Annotated in this window: 30 protein-coding genes; 1 reads left to right on the forward strand and 29 read right to left on the reverse strand. The window is 67.4% G+C overall.

The features are described 5' to 3' along the window. Nucleotides 1-43 precede the first annotated feature (43 nt). The 29 genes from rpsD to rpsJ all read right to left on the reverse strand — a co-directional run bounded on the left by rpsD (nucleotide 44) and on the right by rpsJ (nucleotide 17658). Nucleotides 44-649 carry a 30S ribosomal protein S4 gene (gene rpsD, locus G6022_RS03915; protein ID WP_179525909.1) on the reverse strand — a complete coding sequence of 202 codons (606 nt, stop codon included), beginning with the start codon at nucleotides 647-649 and terminating at the stop codon, nucleotides 44-46. Nucleotides 650-671: 22 nt separating this feature from the next. After that, nucleotides 672-1079 carry a 30S ribosomal protein S11 gene (gene rpsK / locus G6022_RS03920; RefSeq protein WP_017838216.1) on the reverse strand — a complete coding sequence of 136 codons (408 nt, stop codon included), beginning with the start codon at nucleotides 1077-1079 and terminating at the stop codon, nucleotides 672-674. Then, nucleotides 1079-1447, reverse strand: coding sequence for a 30S ribosomal protein S13 (gene rpsM / locus G6022_RS03925; protein ID WP_179525910.1), 369 nt, complete (start codon nucleotides 1445-1447; stop codon nucleotides 1079-1081). Before rpsM ends, rpsK begins: the two co-directional genes overlap by 1 nt. A gap of 169 nt (nucleotides 1448-1616) precedes the next feature. Then, complete coding sequence (infA, locus tag G6022_RS03930; protein ID WP_010541191.1) at nucleotides 1617-1838, reverse strand: translation initiation factor IF-1; 222 nt, start codon at nucleotides 1836-1838, stop codon at nucleotides 1617-1619. Between the two features lie 113 nt (nucleotides 1839-1951). Further along, nucleotides 1952-3232 carry a lipase family protein gene (locus G6022_RS03935; protein ID WP_187700450.1) on the reverse strand — a complete coding sequence of 427 codons (1281 nt, stop codon included), beginning with the start codon at nucleotides 3230-3232 and terminating at the stop codon, nucleotides 1952-1954. An 87-nt stretch (nucleotides 3233-3319) separates the two neighbouring features. Then, nucleotides 3320-4123, reverse strand: coding sequence for a type I methionyl aminopeptidase (gene map, locus G6022_RS03940; RefSeq protein WP_182609293.1), 804 nt, complete (start codon nucleotides 4121-4123; stop codon nucleotides 3320-3322). Between the two features lie 6 nt (nucleotides 4124-4129). After that, entirely contained in the window at nucleotides 4130-4675 is a 546-nt protein-coding gene (locus G6022_RS03945) for an adenylate kinase (RefSeq protein ID WP_179525912.1), read from the reverse strand. Nucleotides 4676-4725: 50 nt separating this feature from the next. Next, nucleotides 4726-6048: a preprotein translocase subunit SecY gene (gene secY / locus G6022_RS03950; protein WP_179525913.1), complete on the reverse strand. Its 1323-nt coding sequence runs from the start codon at nucleotides 6046-6048 to the stop codon at nucleotides 4726-4728. Between the two features lie 205 nt (nucleotides 6049-6253). Next, nucleotides 6254-6703 (reverse strand): 50S ribosomal protein L15, encoded by a 450-nt coding sequence (gene rplO, locus G6022_RS03955; RefSeq protein WP_179525914.1) that lies wholly within the window; start codon nucleotides 6701-6703, stop codon nucleotides 6254-6256. A 2-nt stretch (nucleotides 6704-6705) separates the two neighbouring features. Beyond that, nucleotides 6706-6888: a 50S ribosomal protein L30 gene (gene rpmD / locus G6022_RS03960; RefSeq protein WP_017838209.1), complete on the reverse strand. Its 183-nt coding sequence runs from the start codon at nucleotides 6886-6888 to the stop codon at nucleotides 6706-6708. Between the two features lie 3 nt (nucleotides 6889-6891). After that, the gene (rpsE, locus tag G6022_RS03965) at nucleotides 6892-7560 is read right to left on the reverse strand and encodes a 30S ribosomal protein S5 (protein WP_182616011.1); all 669 of its coding nucleotides are present in this window, start codon (nucleotides 7558-7560) and stop codon (nucleotides 6892-6894) included. Nucleotides 7561-7603: 43 nt separating this feature from the next. Further along, nucleotides 7604-7999: a 50S ribosomal protein L18 gene (rplR, locus tag G6022_RS03970; protein WP_241730653.1), complete on the reverse strand. Its 396-nt coding sequence runs from the start codon at nucleotides 7997-7999 to the stop codon at nucleotides 7604-7606. A 2-nt stretch (nucleotides 8000-8001) separates the two neighbouring features. Further along, nucleotides 8002-8538: a 50S ribosomal protein L6 gene (gene rplF, locus G6022_RS03975; RefSeq protein ID WP_182638781.1), complete on the reverse strand. Its 537-nt coding sequence runs from the start codon at nucleotides 8536-8538 to the stop codon at nucleotides 8002-8004. An 11-nt stretch (nucleotides 8539-8549) separates the two neighbouring features. Further along, complete coding sequence (gene rpsH, locus G6022_RS03980) at nucleotides 8550-8948, reverse strand: 30S ribosomal protein S8 (protein WP_179525917.1); 399 nt, start codon at nucleotides 8946-8948, stop codon at nucleotides 8550-8552. Between the two features lie 273 nt (nucleotides 8949-9221). After that, complete coding sequence (gene rplE / locus G6022_RS03985) at nucleotides 9222-9794, reverse strand: 50S ribosomal protein L5 (protein ID WP_179525918.1); 573 nt, start codon at nucleotides 9792-9794, stop codon at nucleotides 9222-9224. Between the two features lie 2 nt (nucleotides 9795-9796). Then, entirely contained in the window at nucleotides 9797-10111 is a 315-nt protein-coding gene (gene rplX, locus G6022_RS03990; protein ID WP_182609297.1) for a 50S ribosomal protein L24, read from the reverse strand. A gap of 1 nt (nucleotide 10112) precedes the next feature. Next, a complete protein-coding gene (gene rplN, locus G6022_RS03995; RefSeq protein ID WP_095717592.1) occupies nucleotides 10113-10481 on the reverse strand; it encodes a 50S ribosomal protein L14 in 369 nt (122 codons plus the stop codon). Nucleotides 10482-10627: 146 nt separating this feature from the next. After that, nucleotides 10628-11971 carry an alpha/beta hydrolase-fold protein gene (locus G6022_RS04000; protein ID WP_347238146.1) on the reverse strand — a complete coding sequence of 448 codons (1344 nt, stop codon included), beginning with the start codon at nucleotides 11969-11971 and terminating at the stop codon, nucleotides 10628-10630. A 292-nt stretch (nucleotides 11972-12263) separates the two neighbouring features. Next, nucleotides 12264-12539: a 30S ribosomal protein S17 gene (gene rpsQ / locus G6022_RS04005; protein ID WP_179525920.1), complete on the reverse strand. Its 276-nt coding sequence runs from the start codon at nucleotides 12537-12539 to the stop codon at nucleotides 12264-12266. Between the two features lie 17 nt (nucleotides 12540-12556). Then, nucleotides 12557-12787 (reverse strand): 50S ribosomal protein L29, encoded by a 231-nt coding sequence (gene rpmC / locus G6022_RS04010; protein ID WP_017838199.1) that lies wholly within the window; start codon nucleotides 12785-12787, stop codon nucleotides 12557-12559. Beyond that, nucleotides 12787-13203 (reverse strand): 50S ribosomal protein L16, encoded by a 417-nt coding sequence (gene rplP / locus G6022_RS04015; RefSeq protein ID WP_017838198.1) that lies wholly within the window; start codon nucleotides 13201-13203, stop codon nucleotides 12787-12789. The genes rpmC and rplP overlap by 1 nt, the downstream gene beginning before the upstream one ends. A gap of 2 nt (nucleotides 13204-13205) precedes the next feature. Continuing rightward, complete coding sequence (gene rpsC / locus G6022_RS04020) at nucleotides 13206-14039, reverse strand: 30S ribosomal protein S3 (RefSeq protein ID WP_179525921.1); 834 nt, start codon at nucleotides 14037-14039, stop codon at nucleotides 13206-13208. Continuing rightward, complete coding sequence (gene rplV, locus G6022_RS04025; RefSeq protein ID WP_179525922.1) at nucleotides 14040-14480, reverse strand: 50S ribosomal protein L22; 441 nt, start codon at nucleotides 14478-14480, stop codon at nucleotides 14040-14042. Then, complete coding sequence (gene rpsS / locus G6022_RS04030; protein WP_017838195.1) at nucleotides 14477-14758, reverse strand: 30S ribosomal protein S19; 282 nt, start codon at nucleotides 14756-14758, stop codon at nucleotides 14477-14479. Before rpsS ends, rplV begins: the two co-directional genes overlap by 4 nt. A gap of 14 nt (nucleotides 14759-14772) precedes the next feature. After that, on the reverse strand, nucleotides 14773-15609 hold the full coding sequence (gene rplB / locus G6022_RS04035) for a 50S ribosomal protein L2 (protein ID WP_107757059.1): 837 nt from the start codon (nucleotides 15607-15609) through the stop codon (nucleotides 14773-14775). A gap of 31 nt (nucleotides 15610-15640) precedes the next feature. Beyond that, nucleotides 15641-15943 carry a 50S ribosomal protein L23 gene (gene rplW / locus G6022_RS04040; RefSeq protein ID WP_179525923.1) on the reverse strand — a complete coding sequence of 101 codons (303 nt, stop codon included), beginning with the start codon at nucleotides 15941-15943 and terminating at the stop codon, nucleotides 15641-15643. After that, nucleotides 15940-16638, reverse strand: coding sequence for a 50S ribosomal protein L4 (gene rplD, locus G6022_RS04045; RefSeq protein ID WP_182609299.1), 699 nt, complete (start codon nucleotides 16636-16638; stop codon nucleotides 15940-15942). Before rplD ends, rplW begins: the two co-directional genes overlap by 4 nt. Beyond that, entirely contained in the window at nucleotides 16635-17300 is a 666-nt protein-coding gene (gene rplC, locus G6022_RS04050; RefSeq protein WP_179525925.1) for a 50S ribosomal protein L3, read from the reverse strand. Before rplC ends, rplD begins: the two co-directional genes overlap by 4 nt. Nucleotides 17301-17352: 52 nt before the next feature. After that, nucleotides 17353-17658, reverse strand: coding sequence for a 30S ribosomal protein S10 (rpsJ, locus tag G6022_RS04055; protein WP_003938093.1), 306 nt, complete (start codon nucleotides 17656-17658; stop codon nucleotides 17353-17355). Nucleotides 17659-18204: 546 nt separating this feature from the next. On the opposite strand from rpsJ, the gene G6022_RS04060 reads away from it, so the two are divergent. After that, a partial coding sequence (locus tag G6022_RS04060) for a hypothetical protein (RefSeq protein ID WP_182691029.1) occupies nucleotides 18205-18442 on the forward strand: 238 nt, incomplete at its 3' end.

Here is an 18442-nt window from a genome sequence, read left to right on the forward strand (position 1 = left end):
GCTGTCCACGAACTGGATTTCGTACCGGGTGGGGGAGGACAGATCACTTCGAGTAGAGCTCGACGATCAACTGCTCCTGCAGCGGCACATCGATCTGCGCGCGCTCGGGAAGCTGGTGCACGAGGATGCGGAGCGTCGTGGGGACGACCTGCAGCCACGCCGGGACGGGACGCTCGCCGAGCATCTCGGTGGCGATCTCGTACCAGTCCATCTTGGTGGACTTGGGACGGACGTCGATGATGTCGTACTGCGACACCCGGTAGCTCGGGATGGTCACCTTCTGGTCGTTGACCCGGAAGTGACCGTGGCTCACGAGCTGGCGTGCCTGGCGACGCGTCTGCGCGAGACCCGCGCGGTACACGACGTTGTCCAGACGCGATTCCAGGATCTGGAGGAGGTTCTCGCCGGTCTTACCGCCCCGGCGGTTGGCCTCCTCGTAGTAGCGACGGAACTGCTTCTCCATCACGCCGTAGGTGAAGCGGGCCTTCTGCTTCTCCTGCAGCTGGGTGCGGTACTCGGACTCCTTGATCCGCGCGCGGCCGTGGTGGCCGGGCGGGAAGGGCCGACGTTCGAATGCGGTGTCCCCACCGACGAGGTCCACGCCCAGACGGCGGGACTTGCGGGTGACGGGGCCGGTGTAACGTGCCATGGTTCTCTACGTTCCTTCCGGCTCAGACTCGACGCCGCTTGGGCGGACGACAGCCGTTGTGGGGCTGGGGGGTGACATCGGAGATCGTGCCGACCTCGAGGCCGGCGGCCTGGAGCGAACGGATGGCGGTCTCACGACCCGAACCCGGGCCCTTGACGAACACGTCGACCTTCTTCATGCCGTGCTCCTGCGCCTTGCGGGCCGCGTTCTCGGCGGCGAGCTGGGCGGCGAAGGGCGTCGACTTGCGCGAGCCCTTGAAACCGACGTGGCCCGAGGACGCCCAGGCCAGAACGGCGCCGGACGGATCCGTGATCGAGACGATCGTGTTGTTGAACGTGCTCTTGATGTGGGCCTGGCCGTGAGCGACGTTCTTCTTCTCCCTGCGACGGCCCGTCTTCTTGGGGCCCGCAGCGCGTGACTTGGGGGGCATTACTTCTTCTTTCCGGCGACGGTCTTCTTCGGGCCCTTGCGGGAGCGGGCGTTGGTCTTGGTCCGCTGACCGCGGACGGGGAGACCCCGGCGGTGGCGGATGCCCTGGTAACTGCCGATCTCGATCTTCCGGCGGATATCGCCCTGGATCTCACGGCGGAGGTCACCCTCGACCTTGTAGTTGCCTTCGATGTCGTCACGAAGGACGGTCAGCTGCTCGTCGGTGAGGTCCTTGGTGCGCAGGTCCGGGCTGACCCCGGTCCGCTCGAGGATCTCGACGGCCCGCGTGCGACCGATGCCGAAAATGTAGGTGAGCGCGATCTCCATACGCTTGTCACGTGGGAGATCAACGCCGGCAAGACGTGCCATGTGGCGTTTCTCTTTCGTCGTGCGGTAGGTCTGCTCCCCGACCGTCCCCGATGCCGCATGGTCATCTCACGATGAGCATCCGTCCGGGGCCCTGGCCTCCGCATCCAGGGGTGTGGTACCCGCCTCGACCAGGTACTTCAGAGGCGGCTGGTTCAGGGAGTTGAGCGCTTTACTTGTAGCGGTAGACGATCCGACCGCGGGTGAGGTCGTACGGTGACAGCTCGACGACCACCCGGTCCTCGGGGAGAATGCGGATGTAGTGCTGCCGCATCTTCCCACTGATGTGCGCGAGGACCTTGTGTCCGTTCTCGAGCTCGACGCGGAACATTGCGTTCGGCAACGGCTCGACAACTCGGCCCTCGACCTCGATGGCTCCGTCCTTCTTTGCCATGCTGGTTACGGTCCTCCACGATTCCCCGGATGTCGTCTACCGGATTCTGGTGCACTGGTGGGCACACCGACGTATAAGCCTACGTCAGTGGTCGTTCTAGTGCCAATCGGCGCTCACCCGTAGCAGGCGCGTCCTGCCGGCACGCCGTCGAAGCGCTGCTGCAGCCAGTTCATCGCGGCCGGCAACTTCTCCACCGCGCCGAGGAGATGCTCGGGCGCCAACCCCGGCTCCCACGTGAGCGGGGTCCCCTCGCGGCAGTAACGCGTGGCGGTCTCCTCCGCGTCCCAGAACGGCACCAGCGGGTCGGTGCGGGAATGCCACATGAACACCGGCACCCGGGGGACGTCCGGTGTCAGGCGCACGCTGTTCTCCGCGAAGGCCCGCATCAGGCCCTCCTCCGCGAGCAGGTCTCCCCCCTCGAGGACCATGGGCACGGACCGGAACGCGCCGTACACCAGCAGCGAGGCCGTGCACCTGCCCTTCATCCGCTCGAACAGCGCCCAGCCCTCGGGGGTGAGCTTCTCCTCGAGACGGATGTCCTCCGGGTACTCCCGCGCCATCCCCACGGCGGCGGCGAAGGCCAACCCGAACGCGGGGTGCGGCCAGTTGCCGATCATCCGCGCCATCGTCGTCATGTCCGTCGGGATGCCGCCCTGGGCGACCCCCACCAGGTTGACGTCCGGTGCGTAGTCGTCGTGCATGAGCGACACCCAGGCACTGGCGATCCCGCCACCCGAGTACCCCAGCGCCCCGAACCGGCTGTGCCGCGCGTCGAACCGGGGGTCGTCGCGGACGGCCCGCATCCCGTCCAGCACGATCCGCGCGGACAGCTGTCCCCCGGGGTAGGCGACCTTGGGACCGAGATGATCGGGGATGAGCACCGTCCAGCCCTGGTCCAGCCGGACCCGCAGGAACGCCATCGCGTTGTCCTGCACCGTCTCGAGGGTCGGGTTGACCAGGGTCTCGGTGGGGGCGCAGCTCTGCCCCAGTGCGTTCAGGTAGTGCTGGTAGCTCAGGACGGGGCCGTTCGGGCGCGCGTGGGGCGGCCGGACCACCGTCGCGGTCGCGAGGATCGGACGATCCCGGGTGTCGGTCGACCGGTACGCGATCTCCGTCACCTCGTACCCGAGGAACGCGGGCATGGTCACGACCCGGGTGTTGATCACCTGTCCGAGACCCGCGGCCGCGAGCACCGCGGGGTCCGCGTGATAGAACGGCGCCGGCTGGGGGTCCTCCATCAGGGACCCCTGTCCGCCCTCCATCAGCGACTGCGCGGCCGCGGACGGGGTCGGTCCCGCCATCTGGGCCAGGATCACCACCATCGTGAGGACAGCCGCCACAGCCGTGCGCGTCGGTGTGATCGTGGTTCGGCGCACGTGGGGGTGAACGAGCATGCCCTGACCTTTCAGGCCGGTGGTCAACAGTGGGAACACTCTAACCTGAGGCCCGGAGGGCCCGGCACCGGTCCCCCGCGACCGCGCTCAGTCCGTGGGCCGAACGGTGAGCACACGGGGGCCGTCGGCGGTGACGGCGACCGTGTGCTCCCAGTGTGACGACGGCGACCCGTCCACCGTGACGACCGTCCAGTCGTCGGCCAGGGTGCGGGTGTCGGTCTCGCCACCCAGGACGAGCATGGGCTCGACGGCCAGGACGGACCCCTCCTGGAGCCGCGGCCCCTTGCCCGGCTTGCCCTCGTTGGCGAGGAACGGCCACTCGTGCATCTCACGACCGATGCCGTGCCCGCCGAACCCGTCGACGATCCCGAGGGTGACGCCGAGACGCTGCTCCGCGCGACGCGTGGCGGTCTCCAGGGCGTGCGAGACGTCCGTCAGGCGGCTACCGGGGGTCATGGCGAGGATGCCCTCCGCGAGCACCTCCCGCGTCGCCTGGTTGAGAAGGGCCACCTGAGGGTCCAACTCGCCCACGCCGAAGGTCCACGCGGAGTCGCCGTGCCACCCGTCCAGCACCGCGCCGCAGTCCACCGAGACCAGGTCGCCCTCCTGCAGGACGGTGGTGGGTCCCGGGATCCCGTGGACGACCACCTCGTTGACGGACGAGCAGATCGACCCGGGGAACCCCTCGTACCCCTTGAAGGACGGGACCGCACCGGCGTCCCGGATCAGCTGGTCGACCAGCGAGTCGAGATCCGCGGTGGTCGCGCCCGGAACCGCCGCCTCGCGTGCGGCGACGAGCGCACGACCGACGATCCGGCCGGCCTCCTCCATCGCGTCCAGCTCGCCGGGAGTGCGCGCTGTCACCACGCTCGTGCGCGACCGACCGAACACGACTGCTCAGCGATCCAGCGCGGCGAGGGCCCGTGCGTTGATCTCGTCGACCTCGCCCACGGCGTCGACGGTCGTGACATCGTCGCCGTAGTACTCGAGGAGGGGTGCCGTCTCGGACCGGTAGACGGCCATGCGGTTGCGGATCACGTCCTCCGTGTCGTCCTCACGACCGCGGGCGAGCATCCGCGCGACCACGGTGTCCTCGTCGACCTTGAACTCGATCACGGCGTCGAGCTCGAGACCCGCCTCGGCGAGCATGCCCTTGAGCGCGTCGGCCTGCTCGACACTGCGGGGGTAGCCGTCGAGCAGGAACCCCTCGGTCGCGTCGGGCTCACCGATACGCGCCTCGACCATCCGGTTGGTGACGTCCGCGGGAACGAGGTTCCCGGCGTCGATGTAGGACTTGGCCTCCTTGCCGAGGTCCGTCCCCTGGGAGATGTTGGCCCGGAAGAGGTCACCCGTGGAGATGTGCGGGATCCCGAGCTTCTCCGACAGCAGGGCCGCCTGGGTTCCCTTACCGGCGCCGGGGGGGCCGAGGAGGACGAGACGCATGGTGAGGACCAGCCTTTCTTTCGGTGTGATGTGCTCGGGGGTGCGGGCGACTACTTGAGGAAGCCCTCGTAGTTGCGCTGCATGAGCTGAGCCTCGATCTGCTTCACGGTGTCGAGACCCACCGACACCATGATGAGCACAGCGGTGCCACCGAACGGCATGTTCTGCATGTCTCCACCCCCGCTACCCATGTCGAGGAAGACGTTGGGCAGCACCGCGATCAACCCGAGGTACAGGGAACCGAACAACAGGATGCGGTTGAGCACGTACCCGAGGTACTCGGCCGTCGGGCGACCCGGGCGGATGCCGGGGATGAAGCCGCCGTACTTCTTCATGTTCTCGGCCTGCTCCATCGGATCGAACTGGATGGCCACGTAGAAGTACGCGAAGAAGATGATCAGGGCGAAGTACAGCAGGATGTAACCCCAGCTCGAGGGGTTCTGCAGGTACTGCATGACGTACCGCTGCCAGAACCCGTCCGCGGCGGGCTCGGGTCCCTGGATCAGCTGGGTGATGAGGATCGGCACGTACATCATGGACGACGCGAAGATCACGGGGATGACGCCGGCCTGGTTGACCTTGAGCGGCAGGTAGGTCGACGTGCCGCCGTACTGACGACGGCCGACCATGCGCTTGGCGTACTGGACCGGGATGCGGCGCTGGCCCTGCTCGACGAACACGACGGCGACCACGATCAGCACCACCGCGAACATGACCGCGGCGAACTTCAGCGTCGAGGAGTTCTGGTAGATGTTGACGCCCTCGGCGGGGATCCGCGAGGCGATGCCGGCGAAGATCAGCAGCGACATGCCGTTGCCGACCCCGCGGTCCGTGATGAGCTCACCGAACCACATGACGAGGGCTGCGCCGGCGGTCATCACGATGACGATGGTGGCCAGGGTGAGGATGTCGCCGTCCATGAGGACGGACTCGCCGTTGCCGAGCAGCTGACCCCGGTCGGCGAGCGCCACGATGCCGGCGGACTGCAGCACCGCGAGCGCGATGGTGAGATAACGCGTGTACTGCGTCATCTTGGCCTGACCGGACTGCCCCTCCTTCTTGAGTTGCTCGAAGTAGGGGATCACCACGGTGAGCAGCTGCACGATGATGCTCGCCGTGATGTACGGCATGATGCCGATCGCGAACACGGACAACTGCAGGAGTGCGCCGCCGGAGAACAGGTTGACCAGGGAGTACAACTGCGCGTTGTCCCCGGTCATCGCGGTGTCGAGGAGTCCCCGGAGCTTGGGGTAGTCGACACCGGGCGACGGGATCTGCGCGCCGATGCGGTAGAGGATGATGATCCCGAGGGTGAAGAAGATCTTCTTCCTCAGATCCGTGTCCTTGATCGCGGACGCGAGTGCGGAGAGCACATGTCCTCCTGGTCATGGACGGCCCGTAGCCGCCGCCTTCGTCGAATGCAGATGCGCCGGGAGGGTCAGACCGACGGCAGTGGTGCCGCACCCCGAACGCACAACAAGAAAAACTGTATCAAGATGAGCGCAGGGGCCGGATCCGAGACTCTCGGACCCGACCCCTGCACCCGTCATCCGGCCCCGTCGGGGGCCGGTCGGGGACTCAGGCCCCGGCCTCCGACACGCTTCCGCCGGCGGCCTCGATCTTGGTCTTGGCCGACGCGGACACCTTGTCGACGGCCACGGTCACGGCCACGGAGATGTCCCCGTCGCCCAGGACCTTGACCGGCTGGTTCTTGCGGACGGCCCCCGCGGCGACGAGCTCGGCGACGCCGACCTGCCCACCGGAGGGGAACAACCGCTGGATGTCGGACACGTTGACGACCTGGAAGACGACCTTGTTGCGGTTCTTGAAGCCCTTGAGCTTCGGAAGACGCATGTGGATCGGCATCTGGCCACCCTCGAACGCCGCGGGGACGTTCTTGCGTGCCTTGGTTCCCTTGGTACCGCGACCGGCGGTCTTGCCCCGCTTGCCGCCCTCACCGCGACCCACGCGGATCTTGTCGGTGTGGGCGCCGGGTGCCGGGCGCAGGTGATGCAACTTGATGGTCATGCTCACTCCGTCTCTTCGACCACGACGAGGTGGTTCACGACGTTGATGAGACCCCGGGTCTGAGCGTTGTCCTCACGGACGACCGTCTTCCGGATGCCCTTGAGTCCCAACGTCCGCAGGGAGTCCTTCTGGTTCTGCTTGGTCCCGACAGTGCCGCGGACCTGGGTGATCTTGAGGTTGGCCATGATCTACGCCCCCTGTCCGGCACGTGCGCGGAGCATGCCCGCGGGTGCGACGTCCTCGATGGGCAGACCACGGCGGGCCGCGACCTCCTCGGGACGATGGAGACCCTTGAGCGCGGTCACCGTGGCGTGGACGACGTTGATGGCGTTGTCCGACCCCAGCGACTTGCACAGGATGTCGTGCACGCCGGCGCACTCGAGCACGGCACGCGCCGCGCCGCCCGCGATCACACCGGTACCCGGCGAGGCCGGACGGAGCATGACGACGCCCGCGGCCGCCTCACCCTGGATCGGGTGCGGGATGGTGGAGCCGATGAGCGGGACGCGGAAGAAGTTCTTCCGGGCCTCCTCCGACCCCTTCTGGATCGCCGCCGGCACCTCCTTGGCCTTGCCGTAGCCGACGCCGACCATGCCGTTGCCGTCCCCCAGGATCACGAGGGCGGTGAAGCTGAATCGCCGACCGCCCTTGACGACCTTGGAGACGCGGTTGATGGTGACGACACGCTCGATGAACTGTGACTTCTCGTCGTCGCGGCCACCGCGACGATCGTTTCCGCCACGGCCACGGCCCCCGCCGCCGCCGCTGCGGCCGCCCTGGGCGTTGTCGTTGGTGGTGGTCTTGTTGTCCGCGGCGGGCCCGGTGCTTCCGCCGTCACGACGCTGACGTCCCGGCATCAGACGGTCCTTCCGTTAAGGGTCAGTGCAGTGGTCTTGGTCATCAGAACTCCAGCCCACCCTCGCGGGCGGCGTCGGCCAGGGACGCGATCCGGCCGTGGTACTTGTTGCCACCACGGTCGAACACGACGGCATCGATGCCGGCGGCCTTGGCGCGCTCGGCCAGGAGCTGGCCGACCTTCGCGCTGCGGTCCTTCTTGTCGCCCTCGAGAGTGCGGACATCGGCCTCGATCGTCGACGCGGCGGCCAGCGTGCGGCCGGCCAGGTCGTCGATGATCTGGGCGTGGATGTGGCGCGAGGACCGGTTGACGACCAACCGCGGGCGCTCGGGGGTACCGGCGACCTTCTTGCGGAGGCGGTAGTGGCGCCGGGTACGGCCGACACGACGTGCTGTCGAGACGTCGGTACCCAGCGGGGAACGCTTCTTTGTGCTGCTCATGGTCACTTACCCGTCTTTCCGACCTTGCGACGGACCTGCTCGCCCTCGTAACGGATGCCCTTGCCCTTGTACGGGTCGTGCTTCCGCAGCCGCTTGATGTTGGCGGCGATCTGGCCCACCTGCTGCTTGTCGATCCCGGAGATCGAGAACTTCGTGGCGCCCTCGACGGCGAACGTGATGCCGTCGGGTGCCGCGATCGGCACGGGGTGCGAGTAGCCGAGGGCGAACTCGAGGTCCGTGCCCTTGGCGACGACGCGGTAACCCACGCCGAAGATCTCCATCTTCTGCACGTAACCCTCGGTGACGCCCACGACCATGTTGTTGACCAGGGAGCGGGAGAGGCCGTGCAGCGACCGGTTGTCCCGGTGGTCGTCGGGACGGTTCACCGTGATGGTGCCCTCCTCGACCGACACCGTGATCGGTGCGGGGAGTTCCTGGGTGAGCTCACCCTTGGGACCCTTGACGGTGATGGTCTGGCCGTCGACCTTGATGTCGACGCCGGACGGAACGGTGATCGGAGCCTTGCCGATTCGTGACATTTCTCGCCCCCTTACCAGACGTAGGCGAGGACTTCCCCGCCCACCTTCTTGTAGTTCGCCTGACGGTCCGTGAGCAGACCCTGGGAGGTCGAGATGATCGCGATACCCAGTCCGCCGAGGACCTTGGGCAGGCCGGTGGACTTGGCGTACACGCGGAGACCCGGCTTGGAGACTCGCTTGATGCCCTGCAGGCTGCGCTGGCGCGACGGGCCGTACTTGAGGTCGATGGTGAGCTTCTTGCCCACCTCGGCGTCCTCGACGGCGTAGTCGGTGATGTAACCCTCTTGCTTGAGGATCGCCGCGATGTTGCCCTTGATCTTGGAATGCGGCATGGAGACGGTGTCGTGGTACGCCGAGTTGGCGTTACGCACACGCGTCAACATGTCCGCGATGGGGTCGGTCATCGACATGGATTTACCATGTTCCTTTCTCGTCACGGTTCCCATGCAGCACGGGTGCGGTCGACCTGTGGGCCGGCCGTGTCCGTCGTGGGCCTATCACGAAGAGTTCGAATGTTCTGTTGTGTGGGGCCCGCCGATCGTCTGACGATCTGCGGGGGACCCGCCGCGCGTGGCGCTCTTCTCGCCACCCGCGACCCGACGGCTGGGCCGTCTGCCCGTCGCCGGGGACCCGCTGATGCGGTGCCCCGGCGCGGACGGCCGGTCCGGCCCTGACCCGTGAGGTCAGTCCTCCTTGAAGGGGAAGCCGAGGTGCTTGAGCAGCGCCCGACCCTCTTCGTCGTTCGTCGCGGTCGTGACGACCGTGATGTCCATGCCGCGGGGGCGGTCGACCTTGTCCACGTCGATCTCGTAGAACATGGTCTGCTCGTTGAGCCCGAAGGTGTAGTTGCCGTGACCGTCGAACTGCTTGCCCGAGAGGCCACGGAAGTCGCGGATTCGCGGGAGGGCGATCGTCGTCAGACGATCGAGGAACTCCCACATGCGGTCACCGCGCAGCGTCACACGCGCGCCGATCGGCATCCCCTCGCGGAGCTTGAACTGCGCGATGGACTTGCGGGCCCGGCGGATCTGCGGCTTCTGGCCGGTGATCAGCGTGAGGTCGGTGATGGCGCCGTTGATCAGCTTGGCGTCACGGGCGGCGTCACCGACACCCATGTTGACGACGACCTTGACGACGCCCGGGATCTGCATGACGTTCGCGTACTCGAACGTCTCGTTCAGGGCCGGCTTGATCTCGGCGCTGTACCGCGCCTTGAGACGCGGCGTGTACCCGGTGGGAAGTGCGGTTTCGGTCATGGTCACAGGTCCTTCCCGGTCTTGCGCGAGACCCGGACGCGCTTACCGTTCTCGTCGGTGCGGATTCCGACGCGCGACGGGGCGCCGTCCGCGTCCACGACCATCACGTTGGACACGTGGATCGGGGCCTCCTGCGTGACGATGCCACCGGAGGAGGCGCCACGCTCGGCAGCCGAGTTGGCGGTGTGCTTCTTGATGCGGTTCACGCCCTCGACGAGGACCTTCTCCTGCGCGGGGAAGGCCTGGATGACCTTGCCCTTGGCGCCCTTGTCCTTGCCGGCGATGACGAGCACCGTGTCGCCCTTGTGGACCCTCATGTCAGAGCACCTCCGGAGCCAGCGAGACGATGCGCATGAACTTCTTGTCGCGCAGTTCGCGACCGACGGGCCCGAAGATACGGGTACCACGCGGGTCGTTGTCGTTCTTGATGATGACGGCGGCGTTCTCGTCGAACTTGATGTACGAGCCGTCCGGGCGACGGCGCTCCTTGGCGGTGCGCACGATGACGGCCTTGACGACCTCACCCTTCTTGACGTTGCCACCGGGGATGGCGTCCTTGACGGTGGCGACGATGATGTCGCCCACGCCTGCGTAGCGACGCTTGGATCCGCCGAGAACGCGGATGCAGAGAATCTCCTTGGCACCCGTGTTGTCGGCGATCTTGAGTCGCGACTCCTGCTGGATCATGGTTCTCCTGACCAGGCTTGTTCAGATGTGTGCCGGATTCCGACCCGACACACGCGGCCACGTCACCCGCACCGGTCTCGCGACGCGGCTACCACGGGCAACTGTTCCAGTGTAGGGGTCCCGGCGCCCGAGCCCCAAATCGCCCGTCAGCTCCCGGCGGATCCGGACGAGCCGGCCGAACCGAGCGAGCCGGCCGATCCTCCCGCGCCGGGTGCCTCCCCCGCTCCCCCGGTCGTCGTCCGGCCGTTGGGCACGGCGGGCTCCAGACCGGTCAGGATGTGGTCCATCCCGGGCAACATCTGGGTCACGAAAACGGGCCAGTTGTGGATACCGGTCGGCATGTAGTTCATCCGGAGTCGCACGTCGGGGACGGAGGCAAGGGCGGATTCCAGATTCCTGGTGCTCTCGTAGGAGCCCTTCTCGAGGATATGCCCGTCGATGAGAACGAGTTCGTTGCTTCCGAAATTGCCGAGCTCCGCGGAGCCGACCCGCCCGGTGGCCGCACTGAGATAGACGGCCATACCCTCCAGGCCTGACGGGTCGGCGACGGTGTCGTGCGCCTGCCAGGCCGCCGATCCACGCGGGCCCCACATGTTGGTGGCGTCGCCGTTCCGCGCGGCGACCGTCAGCCGCGAGTACTGGTAGCCGAGCTCGTCTGTCGTCGAGTAGGCACCCGACACCCCACCGACCCCGCTGAACATCTGGGGATTGGTGTTGGCGAGGTGCAACGCCGACGCCGCCCCCATCGATACGCCGAGTACACCCCAGTCCCCGTTGTGCGCCGGGGGCTCGACGATCCCCGACAGTCCGTTCACCAGCAGTTCCGGAAGCTCCTCGGTAAGGAAAGTCTCCCAGTTGTTCGGCCCGAGAACCGGATCATCGGTAAGCCAGTCCGACCACATCGAGGACGGCGCGCCTGTCGGTGCGATTACGTTGACCTCACGTTCGCGAAGGGCCGGGTCACCCCAGCCCATCCCACCGCTCCACCCCGAGGGCGACTCACTCCCGACGCCGTCCAGGAAGTAGACGTTGGGGGCGTCGACCCCGGCGGGTGCGCGATACACCTCGACGCGGACGGTCCGCTGCATCGTCTTCGACGTCACGGTCCAGACCTCTGCCCGGGCATCGTCCGGGTTCAGCGAACCCGGGAACATGGGCCGCACCTCCCGGACCGTGTTCTCGGTGATCGTCGAATCGCGCGTGGCGATCGGCCTGGACGATGGCGCGGAGCTACCGGGGCGGGCGAAATCACCCGAGCCCGCGGCGGCCACGGACCCGAGAACGGAGGTCAGCGGGATGGGAGCGCCCAACTGCGTAAGGGCGGCGACGCTCAGTGACGGAACCCCGAGCAGACTGCCCGGTGCAACGCTCGGCACCAGGGATCCGGGGTCAAGGCTCTGCGCACCCGCAGCCCCTGCACCGGCCCCGATGACCATGGCCGCCGCGGCCACGCTCGTCGCACGGAGGGCGGCGGAGGTGCGACGACGCACTCCCCCGTGCCCATCCCCGTGCGCGCCGGTACGGCGTCCGTCGAACCCGTCCCGACCAGTTCCGTCCCGATCGATATCCGGCCGTCTCGTCATATCCCGATCCTGTCCTCGTGCGCGATGCGGCCCACGGGAACTGACGCCCCGGGCCGCAGGGTGAACTCCGGCTCGGTAGCCGATGACACAATACTGACTTGTCGTATCAAGACGAGGAAAGTGTTACATCTTCCTCATACGCCGACGGCCCGGCCCCGAGAACTCGGGGCCGGGCCGGCAGTGGAGTGGAGCGACTCCCTTACTTCGCGCGCTCCAGGACCTCGACGACGCGGTAGCGCTTGGTGGCGGACAGCGGGCGGGTCTCCATGATCCGCACGCGGTCGCCGACACCGGCGTCGTTGGTCTCGTCGTGTGCCTTCACACGCTCGGTACGGCGCATGATCTTGCCGTAGAGCGGGTGCTTCACGCGGTCCTCGAGTTCGACGACGATGGTCTTGTCCATCTTGTCGGACACGACGTACCCGATCCGCACCTTGCGGCTGTTGCGCTCGGTGTTCTCGCTGGCCTCAGTCACGGCTGCTTCCTTGTCACTCACTTGGCATCACCCGGCGCCGCCGACAACCCGAGCTCGCGCTCGCGGATGACGGTGTAGATGCGTGCGATGTCGTGACGGACGACGCGCAGGCGACGGTTGTTGGTCAGCTGACCGGTGGCCATCTGGAAGCGCAGGTTGAACAGCTCCTCCTTGGCCTCACGAAGACGCGCGGTGAGCGCATCGGCGTCGAGTTCACGCAACTCGGGGGCGGTGGTTCCACTAGCCATCAGAACTGCTCCTCCCGGGTCACGATACGGGTCTTGCACGGGAGCTTGTGCTGCGCGCGGCGCAGCGCCTCGCGTGCGGTCTCCTCGTTCGGGTACGACATCTCGAAGAGGATGCGACCCGGCTTGACGTTCGCGACCCACCACTCGACGGATCCCTTACCGGAACCCATGCGGACCTCGGCGGGCTTCTTGGTCAAGGGGCGATCGGGGTAGATGTTGATCCACACCTTGCCGCCACGCTTGATGTGGCGGTTGATCGCGATACGCGCGGACTCGATCTGACGGTTGGTGACGTACGCCGGCTCGAGAGCCTGGATGCCGTACTCACCGAACGTCACCTTGGTGCCGCCCTTGGCCCCGCCGCTACGGCCGGGGTGGTGCTGCTTGCGGTGCTTGACGCGCTTGGGGATAAGCACTGTCACGCCTCCCTGGTCTGATTCTGCGGAGCCTGGGCGGGGGCCTCGGCAGCCGGACCGGAACCGGCGCGGCCGGTCTCGGTGCTGGTGGCCGTGGTGCCCTGGGCGCCGGAACGACGCGGCCGGCCTGCGCCACGCTCGCGGCGCGGTCCTCGGTCGGCACCGCCGCGGTTGCTGGACTGGGCGTACTGATCGGACTCGCGACGACCGCCGACCACGTCACCCTTGTAGATCCACACCTTGACGCCGATGCGACCGAAGGTCGTCTTGGCCTCGTAGGTGCCGTAGTCGATCTCGGCACGCAGGGTGTGAAGCGGGACGCGACCCTCGTGGTAGCGCTCCGATCGCGACATCTCGGCACCGCCGAGACGACCCGAGCAGACCACCTTGATGCCCTTGACCTGCGGCTGACGCATCGCGGACTGGATGCCCTTACGCATCGCGCGGCGGAACGCCACGCGGTTGGAGAGCTGCTCCGCGATGCCCTGGGCCACGAGCTGGGCGTCGGCCTCGGTGTTCTTGATCTCGAGGATGTTGAGGTGGACCTGCTTCGCGGTGAGCTTCTCGAGCTCGCCGCGGAGACGGTCGGCCTCGGCGCCACGACGACCGATCACGATGCCCGGCCGGGCGGTGTGGATGTCGACGTTGACGCGGTCGCGGGTACGGGAGATGTCCACGCCCGAGATGCCGGCCCGCTCCATGCCCTTGGACAGGAGCTGACGGATCTTGATGTCCTCGGCGACGTAGTCCGCGTACTGCTTGTCGGCGTACCACTTGGACGTCCAGTCCGAGGTGATGCCGAGACGGAAGCCGTGCGGCTGGATCTTCTGTCCCATTTAGCGGGCACCTCCCTGGTTACGACGACCCCGGCCGGTGGAACCGGCCTTCTCGGGCACGCTGGTCACCTCGACGGTGATGTGGCTCGTGCGCTTACGCACTCGGAACGCACGACCCTGGGCACGCGGACGGAACCGCTTCAGGGTCGGGCCCTCGTCGGCGAACGCAGCCGACACGACCAGGGTCCGGGGATCCAGGTCGAGGTTGTTCTCGGCGTTCGCGATGGCGGACGCGAGGACCTTGCCCACCGGCTCGCTGGCGGCCTGCGGGGCGAACCGCAGGATGTCCAACGCGTCGGAGGCGTCCTTGCCCCGGATCAGGTCGATCACACGACGCGCCTTCATGGGCGTGACGCGGACGAACTTGGCGGTGGCCCGGGCGGAGAGCTGCTGCTCGTCCTGCACCGTGCCTTCGGCGGTCTTGCTGGTATCAGTGCTCATCGGCGCTTACTCTTCCGATCGTCCTTGATGTGCCCCTTGAACGTGCGCGTCGGCGCGAACTCGCCGAGCTTGTGACCCACCATGGAGTCGGACACGAACACGGGCACATGCTTGCGGCCATCATGGACGGCGAACGTGTGGCCGATGAAATCGGGCAGGATCGTCGAGCGACGCGACCAGGTCTTGATGACCTGATGAGTACCCTTGTCGTTCTGCGCGTCCACCTTCGCGAGGAGGTGCTCGTCGACGAACGGACCCTTCTTGAGACTACGAGGCATCCTAGTTTCCCTCCTTAACGCTTCTTACCGGTGCGACGGCGACGGACAATCATCTTGTCGCTCGCCTTGTTGGGCTTGCGGGTCCGGCCCTCGGGCTGGCCCCACGGGCTGACGGGGTGACGTCCACCGGACGTCTTACCCTCGCCACCACCGTGCGGGTGGTCGACGGGGTTCATGACCACACCGCGGACGGTCGGGCGGACGCCCTTCCAGCGCATGCGGCCGGCCTTACCCCAGTTGATGTTCCCCTGCTCGGCGTTGCCGACCTCGCCGATCGTCGCGCGACAGCGGACGTCGACCCGGCGGATCTCGCCGGACGGCATGCGGAGTGAGGCGTACGCGCCCTCCTTGCCGAGCAGCTGGATCCCGGCACCGGCGGCGCGTGCCATCTTGGCACCGCCCCCGGGACGGAGCTCCACGGCGTGCACGACGGTACCTGCGGGGATGTTGCGGAGCGGCAGGTTGTTGCCGACCTTGATATCGGAACCGACACCCGACTCGACCTTCATGCCCTGCTTGAGGTTCCGCGGGGCCAGGATGTACCGCTTCTCGCCGTCCGCGTAGTGCAGGAGGGCGATGTTGGCGGTGCGGTTGGGGTCGTACTCGATGTGGGCGACGGTGGCGTCGACGCCGTCCTTGTCATTACGACGGAAGTCGATGACACGGTACTGGCGCTTGTGGCCACCGCCCTTGTGACGGGTGGTGATCCGACCGTGACCGTTACGGCCACCGGTCTTGTGTAGTGGGCGAAGCAGCGACTTCTCGGGCGTCGAGCGGGTGATCTCGGCGAAGTCCGAGACGCTCGAGCCGCGACGGCCGGGCGTCGTGGGCTTGTACTTGCGGATAGCCATGAGGTTCTCTCGTCCTTAACTCTTCCCGCCGTCAGGCGGTCAGACCCGGGATCTCGATGGGCTTGCTGTCGGCCGCAAGGGTCACGATGGCGCGCTTGGTGCTCTTGCGCTGTCCGAACCCGGTGCGGGTGCGCTTACGCTTGCCCTGACGGTTGGCGGTGTTGACGGACTCCACCGTGACGCCGAAGATCTCCTGGAGGGCGATCTTGATCTGCGTCTTGTTGGCGTCCGGTGCGACCAGGAACGTGTACACGCCCTGCTCGAGCAGGCCATAGGCCTTCTCGGAGACGACGGGGGCGAGGATCACGTCCCGGGGATCGGCGACGGTGCTCACTTGTCGGCCTCCTTCGCGGCGGTGTTATCCGTGCCTGCGGCACGCTTGCTGGCCTGCGAGACGAACGCGTCCAGTGCCTCCACCGTGAACACGACGTCGTCTGCACGCAGCACGTCGTAGGTGTTGAGCTGATCCGGAGCGATGGGATGGACGTGGTCCAGGTTGCCCACCGAGCGCCACGCGGCGACGTCCTCGCGGCCGACGACGAGCAGGAACTTCTTGCGACCGGACAGGCTTCCGAGGAAGTCCCGCACGCCCGCCGTCGACGGGGTCTGACCCTCGACGAGCTCGGTGACCACGTGGATACGATCGCTGGCGGCCCGGTCGGACAGGGCACCGCGGAGGGCGGCGGCCTTCATCTTCTTGGGGGTGCGCTGCGAGTAGTCGCGCGGCTTCGGACCGTGGACCGTGCCACCGCCGGTGTAGGCGGGGGCGCGGGTCGAGCCCTGGCGGGCGCGGCCGGTGCCCTTCTGGCGGAACGGCTTGCGGCCACCGCCACGGACCTCGCCGCGGGTCTTGGTCGAGTGCGTGCCCTGCCGCGCCGCGGCGAGCTGAGCCACGACGACCTGGTGCATCAGCGCCAGGTTGGGCTCGACGCCGAAGATCGCGGCGGGCAGCTCGACCGACCCGTCGGCCGAACCGGCCGGGGTACGGACGTCAAGCTTGAGATTCACGGTGTTCTCCGTCGTGGTCATGCGCGCGCACCGCCCTTCACTGCGGATCGGACCATCACGAGGCCGCCGTTGCGGCCCGGGATGGCGCCCTTGATCAGGAGGACGCCGGCTTCGGCATCGACCTTGTGGACCTTGAGGTTCATGGTGGTCACGCGCTCGTTGCCCATGCGGCCGGCCATCTTCTTGCCCCGGAACACGCGGCCCGGGGTGGATGCGCCACCGATGGAACCGGGCCGGCGGTGCACGGCCTGGGTGCCGTGTGAGGCGCCCTGTCCGTGGAAGCCGTGACGCTTCATGGTGCCGGCGAAGCCCTTGCCCTTGGAGGTTCCGGTGACGTCGACGAAAGCGCCGTCGGAGAACACATCCGCGCCGAGCTCCTGGCCCAGCTCGAAGGCTGCGGCCTGCTCCGCGTTGTCCAGCCGGATCTCCGCCAGGTGGCGACGCGGGGTCACACCCGCCTTGGAGAACTGGCCCGTGACGGGCTTGGTGACCTTACGGGGGTCGATCGCGCCGAACGCGATCTGGACGGCGTTGTAGCCGTCGGTCTGCTCTGTACGGATCCCGGTGACTACACACGGCCCGGCCTTGATGACGGTAACCGGGACGACCCGGTTGTTCTCGTCGAAGACCTGGGTCATGCCGAGCTTCGCGCCCAGGATTCCCTTGATCTCGGTAGTACTCATCTGTTCACTGTCTCCGCTGCACGTTGCTTGCTGACCGCTGCTCGGTCGGAGGTCACTGGATGTTGACGTCGACGCTGGCAGGCAGGTCGATGCGCATGAGCGCGTCCACGGTCTTGGGCGTGGGGTCGAGGATGTCGATCAACCGCTTGTGGGTGCGCATCTCGAAGTGCTCGCGCGAGTCCTTGTACTTGTGCGGCGAGCGGATGACGCAGTACACGTTCTTCTCGGTCGGCAACGGCACCGGGCCGACGACACGAGCTCCCGTACGGGTGACCGTCTCGACGATCTTGCGCGCCGAGGCGTCGATGGCCTCGTGGTCATAGGCCTTCAGCCTGATGCGGATCTTTTGTCCCGCCACTTCGTCCTCATTCTCCCCCCGCCCCTGAAGGCGGCTGTCGTGAGCGCCCTCGCTGCGCGGGGGACACTTCTGTGTTCGCTTGTCATACGTGACACCGTCTGACCGTCTACCACCCGGTCACATGCATCGGTGCTTCGTCGTGGAGGACCGCCGTCGCGCGCTCACGAACGTGACACGACCACGAGCCCTCCAGAGGACGGAGTGCCGCACTCCCGCGGGGCGAGGGTGACGGCGGAACCGATCCGCTGCCGCTGTTGATGTGTCACGACGCGTCCACGCGGTCGGGCGTGTCGCCCTCCCACTTTTCCGGCGGGTGATCGCTCACCCGCCCCGGTCGTGCTCGCCCGACCAACCCGGCGATCGCGGGGCCCGGGGGCCACACGAGTTCGCCGCCTTGTCCGGGCAACTCGACCAGTATGCCGCACGCACCCCACGGGATCAAAATCGCCGGGGCCGACGGGTCGGGGATGCCGCGCCCGCGTGCCGCGACTTCGGTAGCGTCGAGCCATAAGCGCCCATGCGCCTCGTCACCCAGGAGAGCCCCACGTGAACAGCCGACGCGAACCACGCGACCCCGCCGCCTACAAGCGGGATCGTCGCCAAGCCGTCCTGCGCCACCACCCGGACAAGGGCGGTGACCCGGACGAGATGCTCCGCGCGCTCGAGGAGGTCGACCGCAGACACGGGGTCGGCGGGCCCCGCCGCCCGGAACACGCCGCGACCGCCGAGCAGGTCGCCGCGGTGGCCGTGACCGCTCTGGCCGGGATGGCGGCGGTCGGGTTGT

Origin of the sequence: Dietzia sp. Cai40, assembly GCF_014145165.1 — a bacterium.
Classification (GTDB): Bacteria; Actinomycetota; Actinomycetes; order Mycobacteriales; family Mycobacteriaceae; genus Dietzia; species Dietzia natronolimnaea.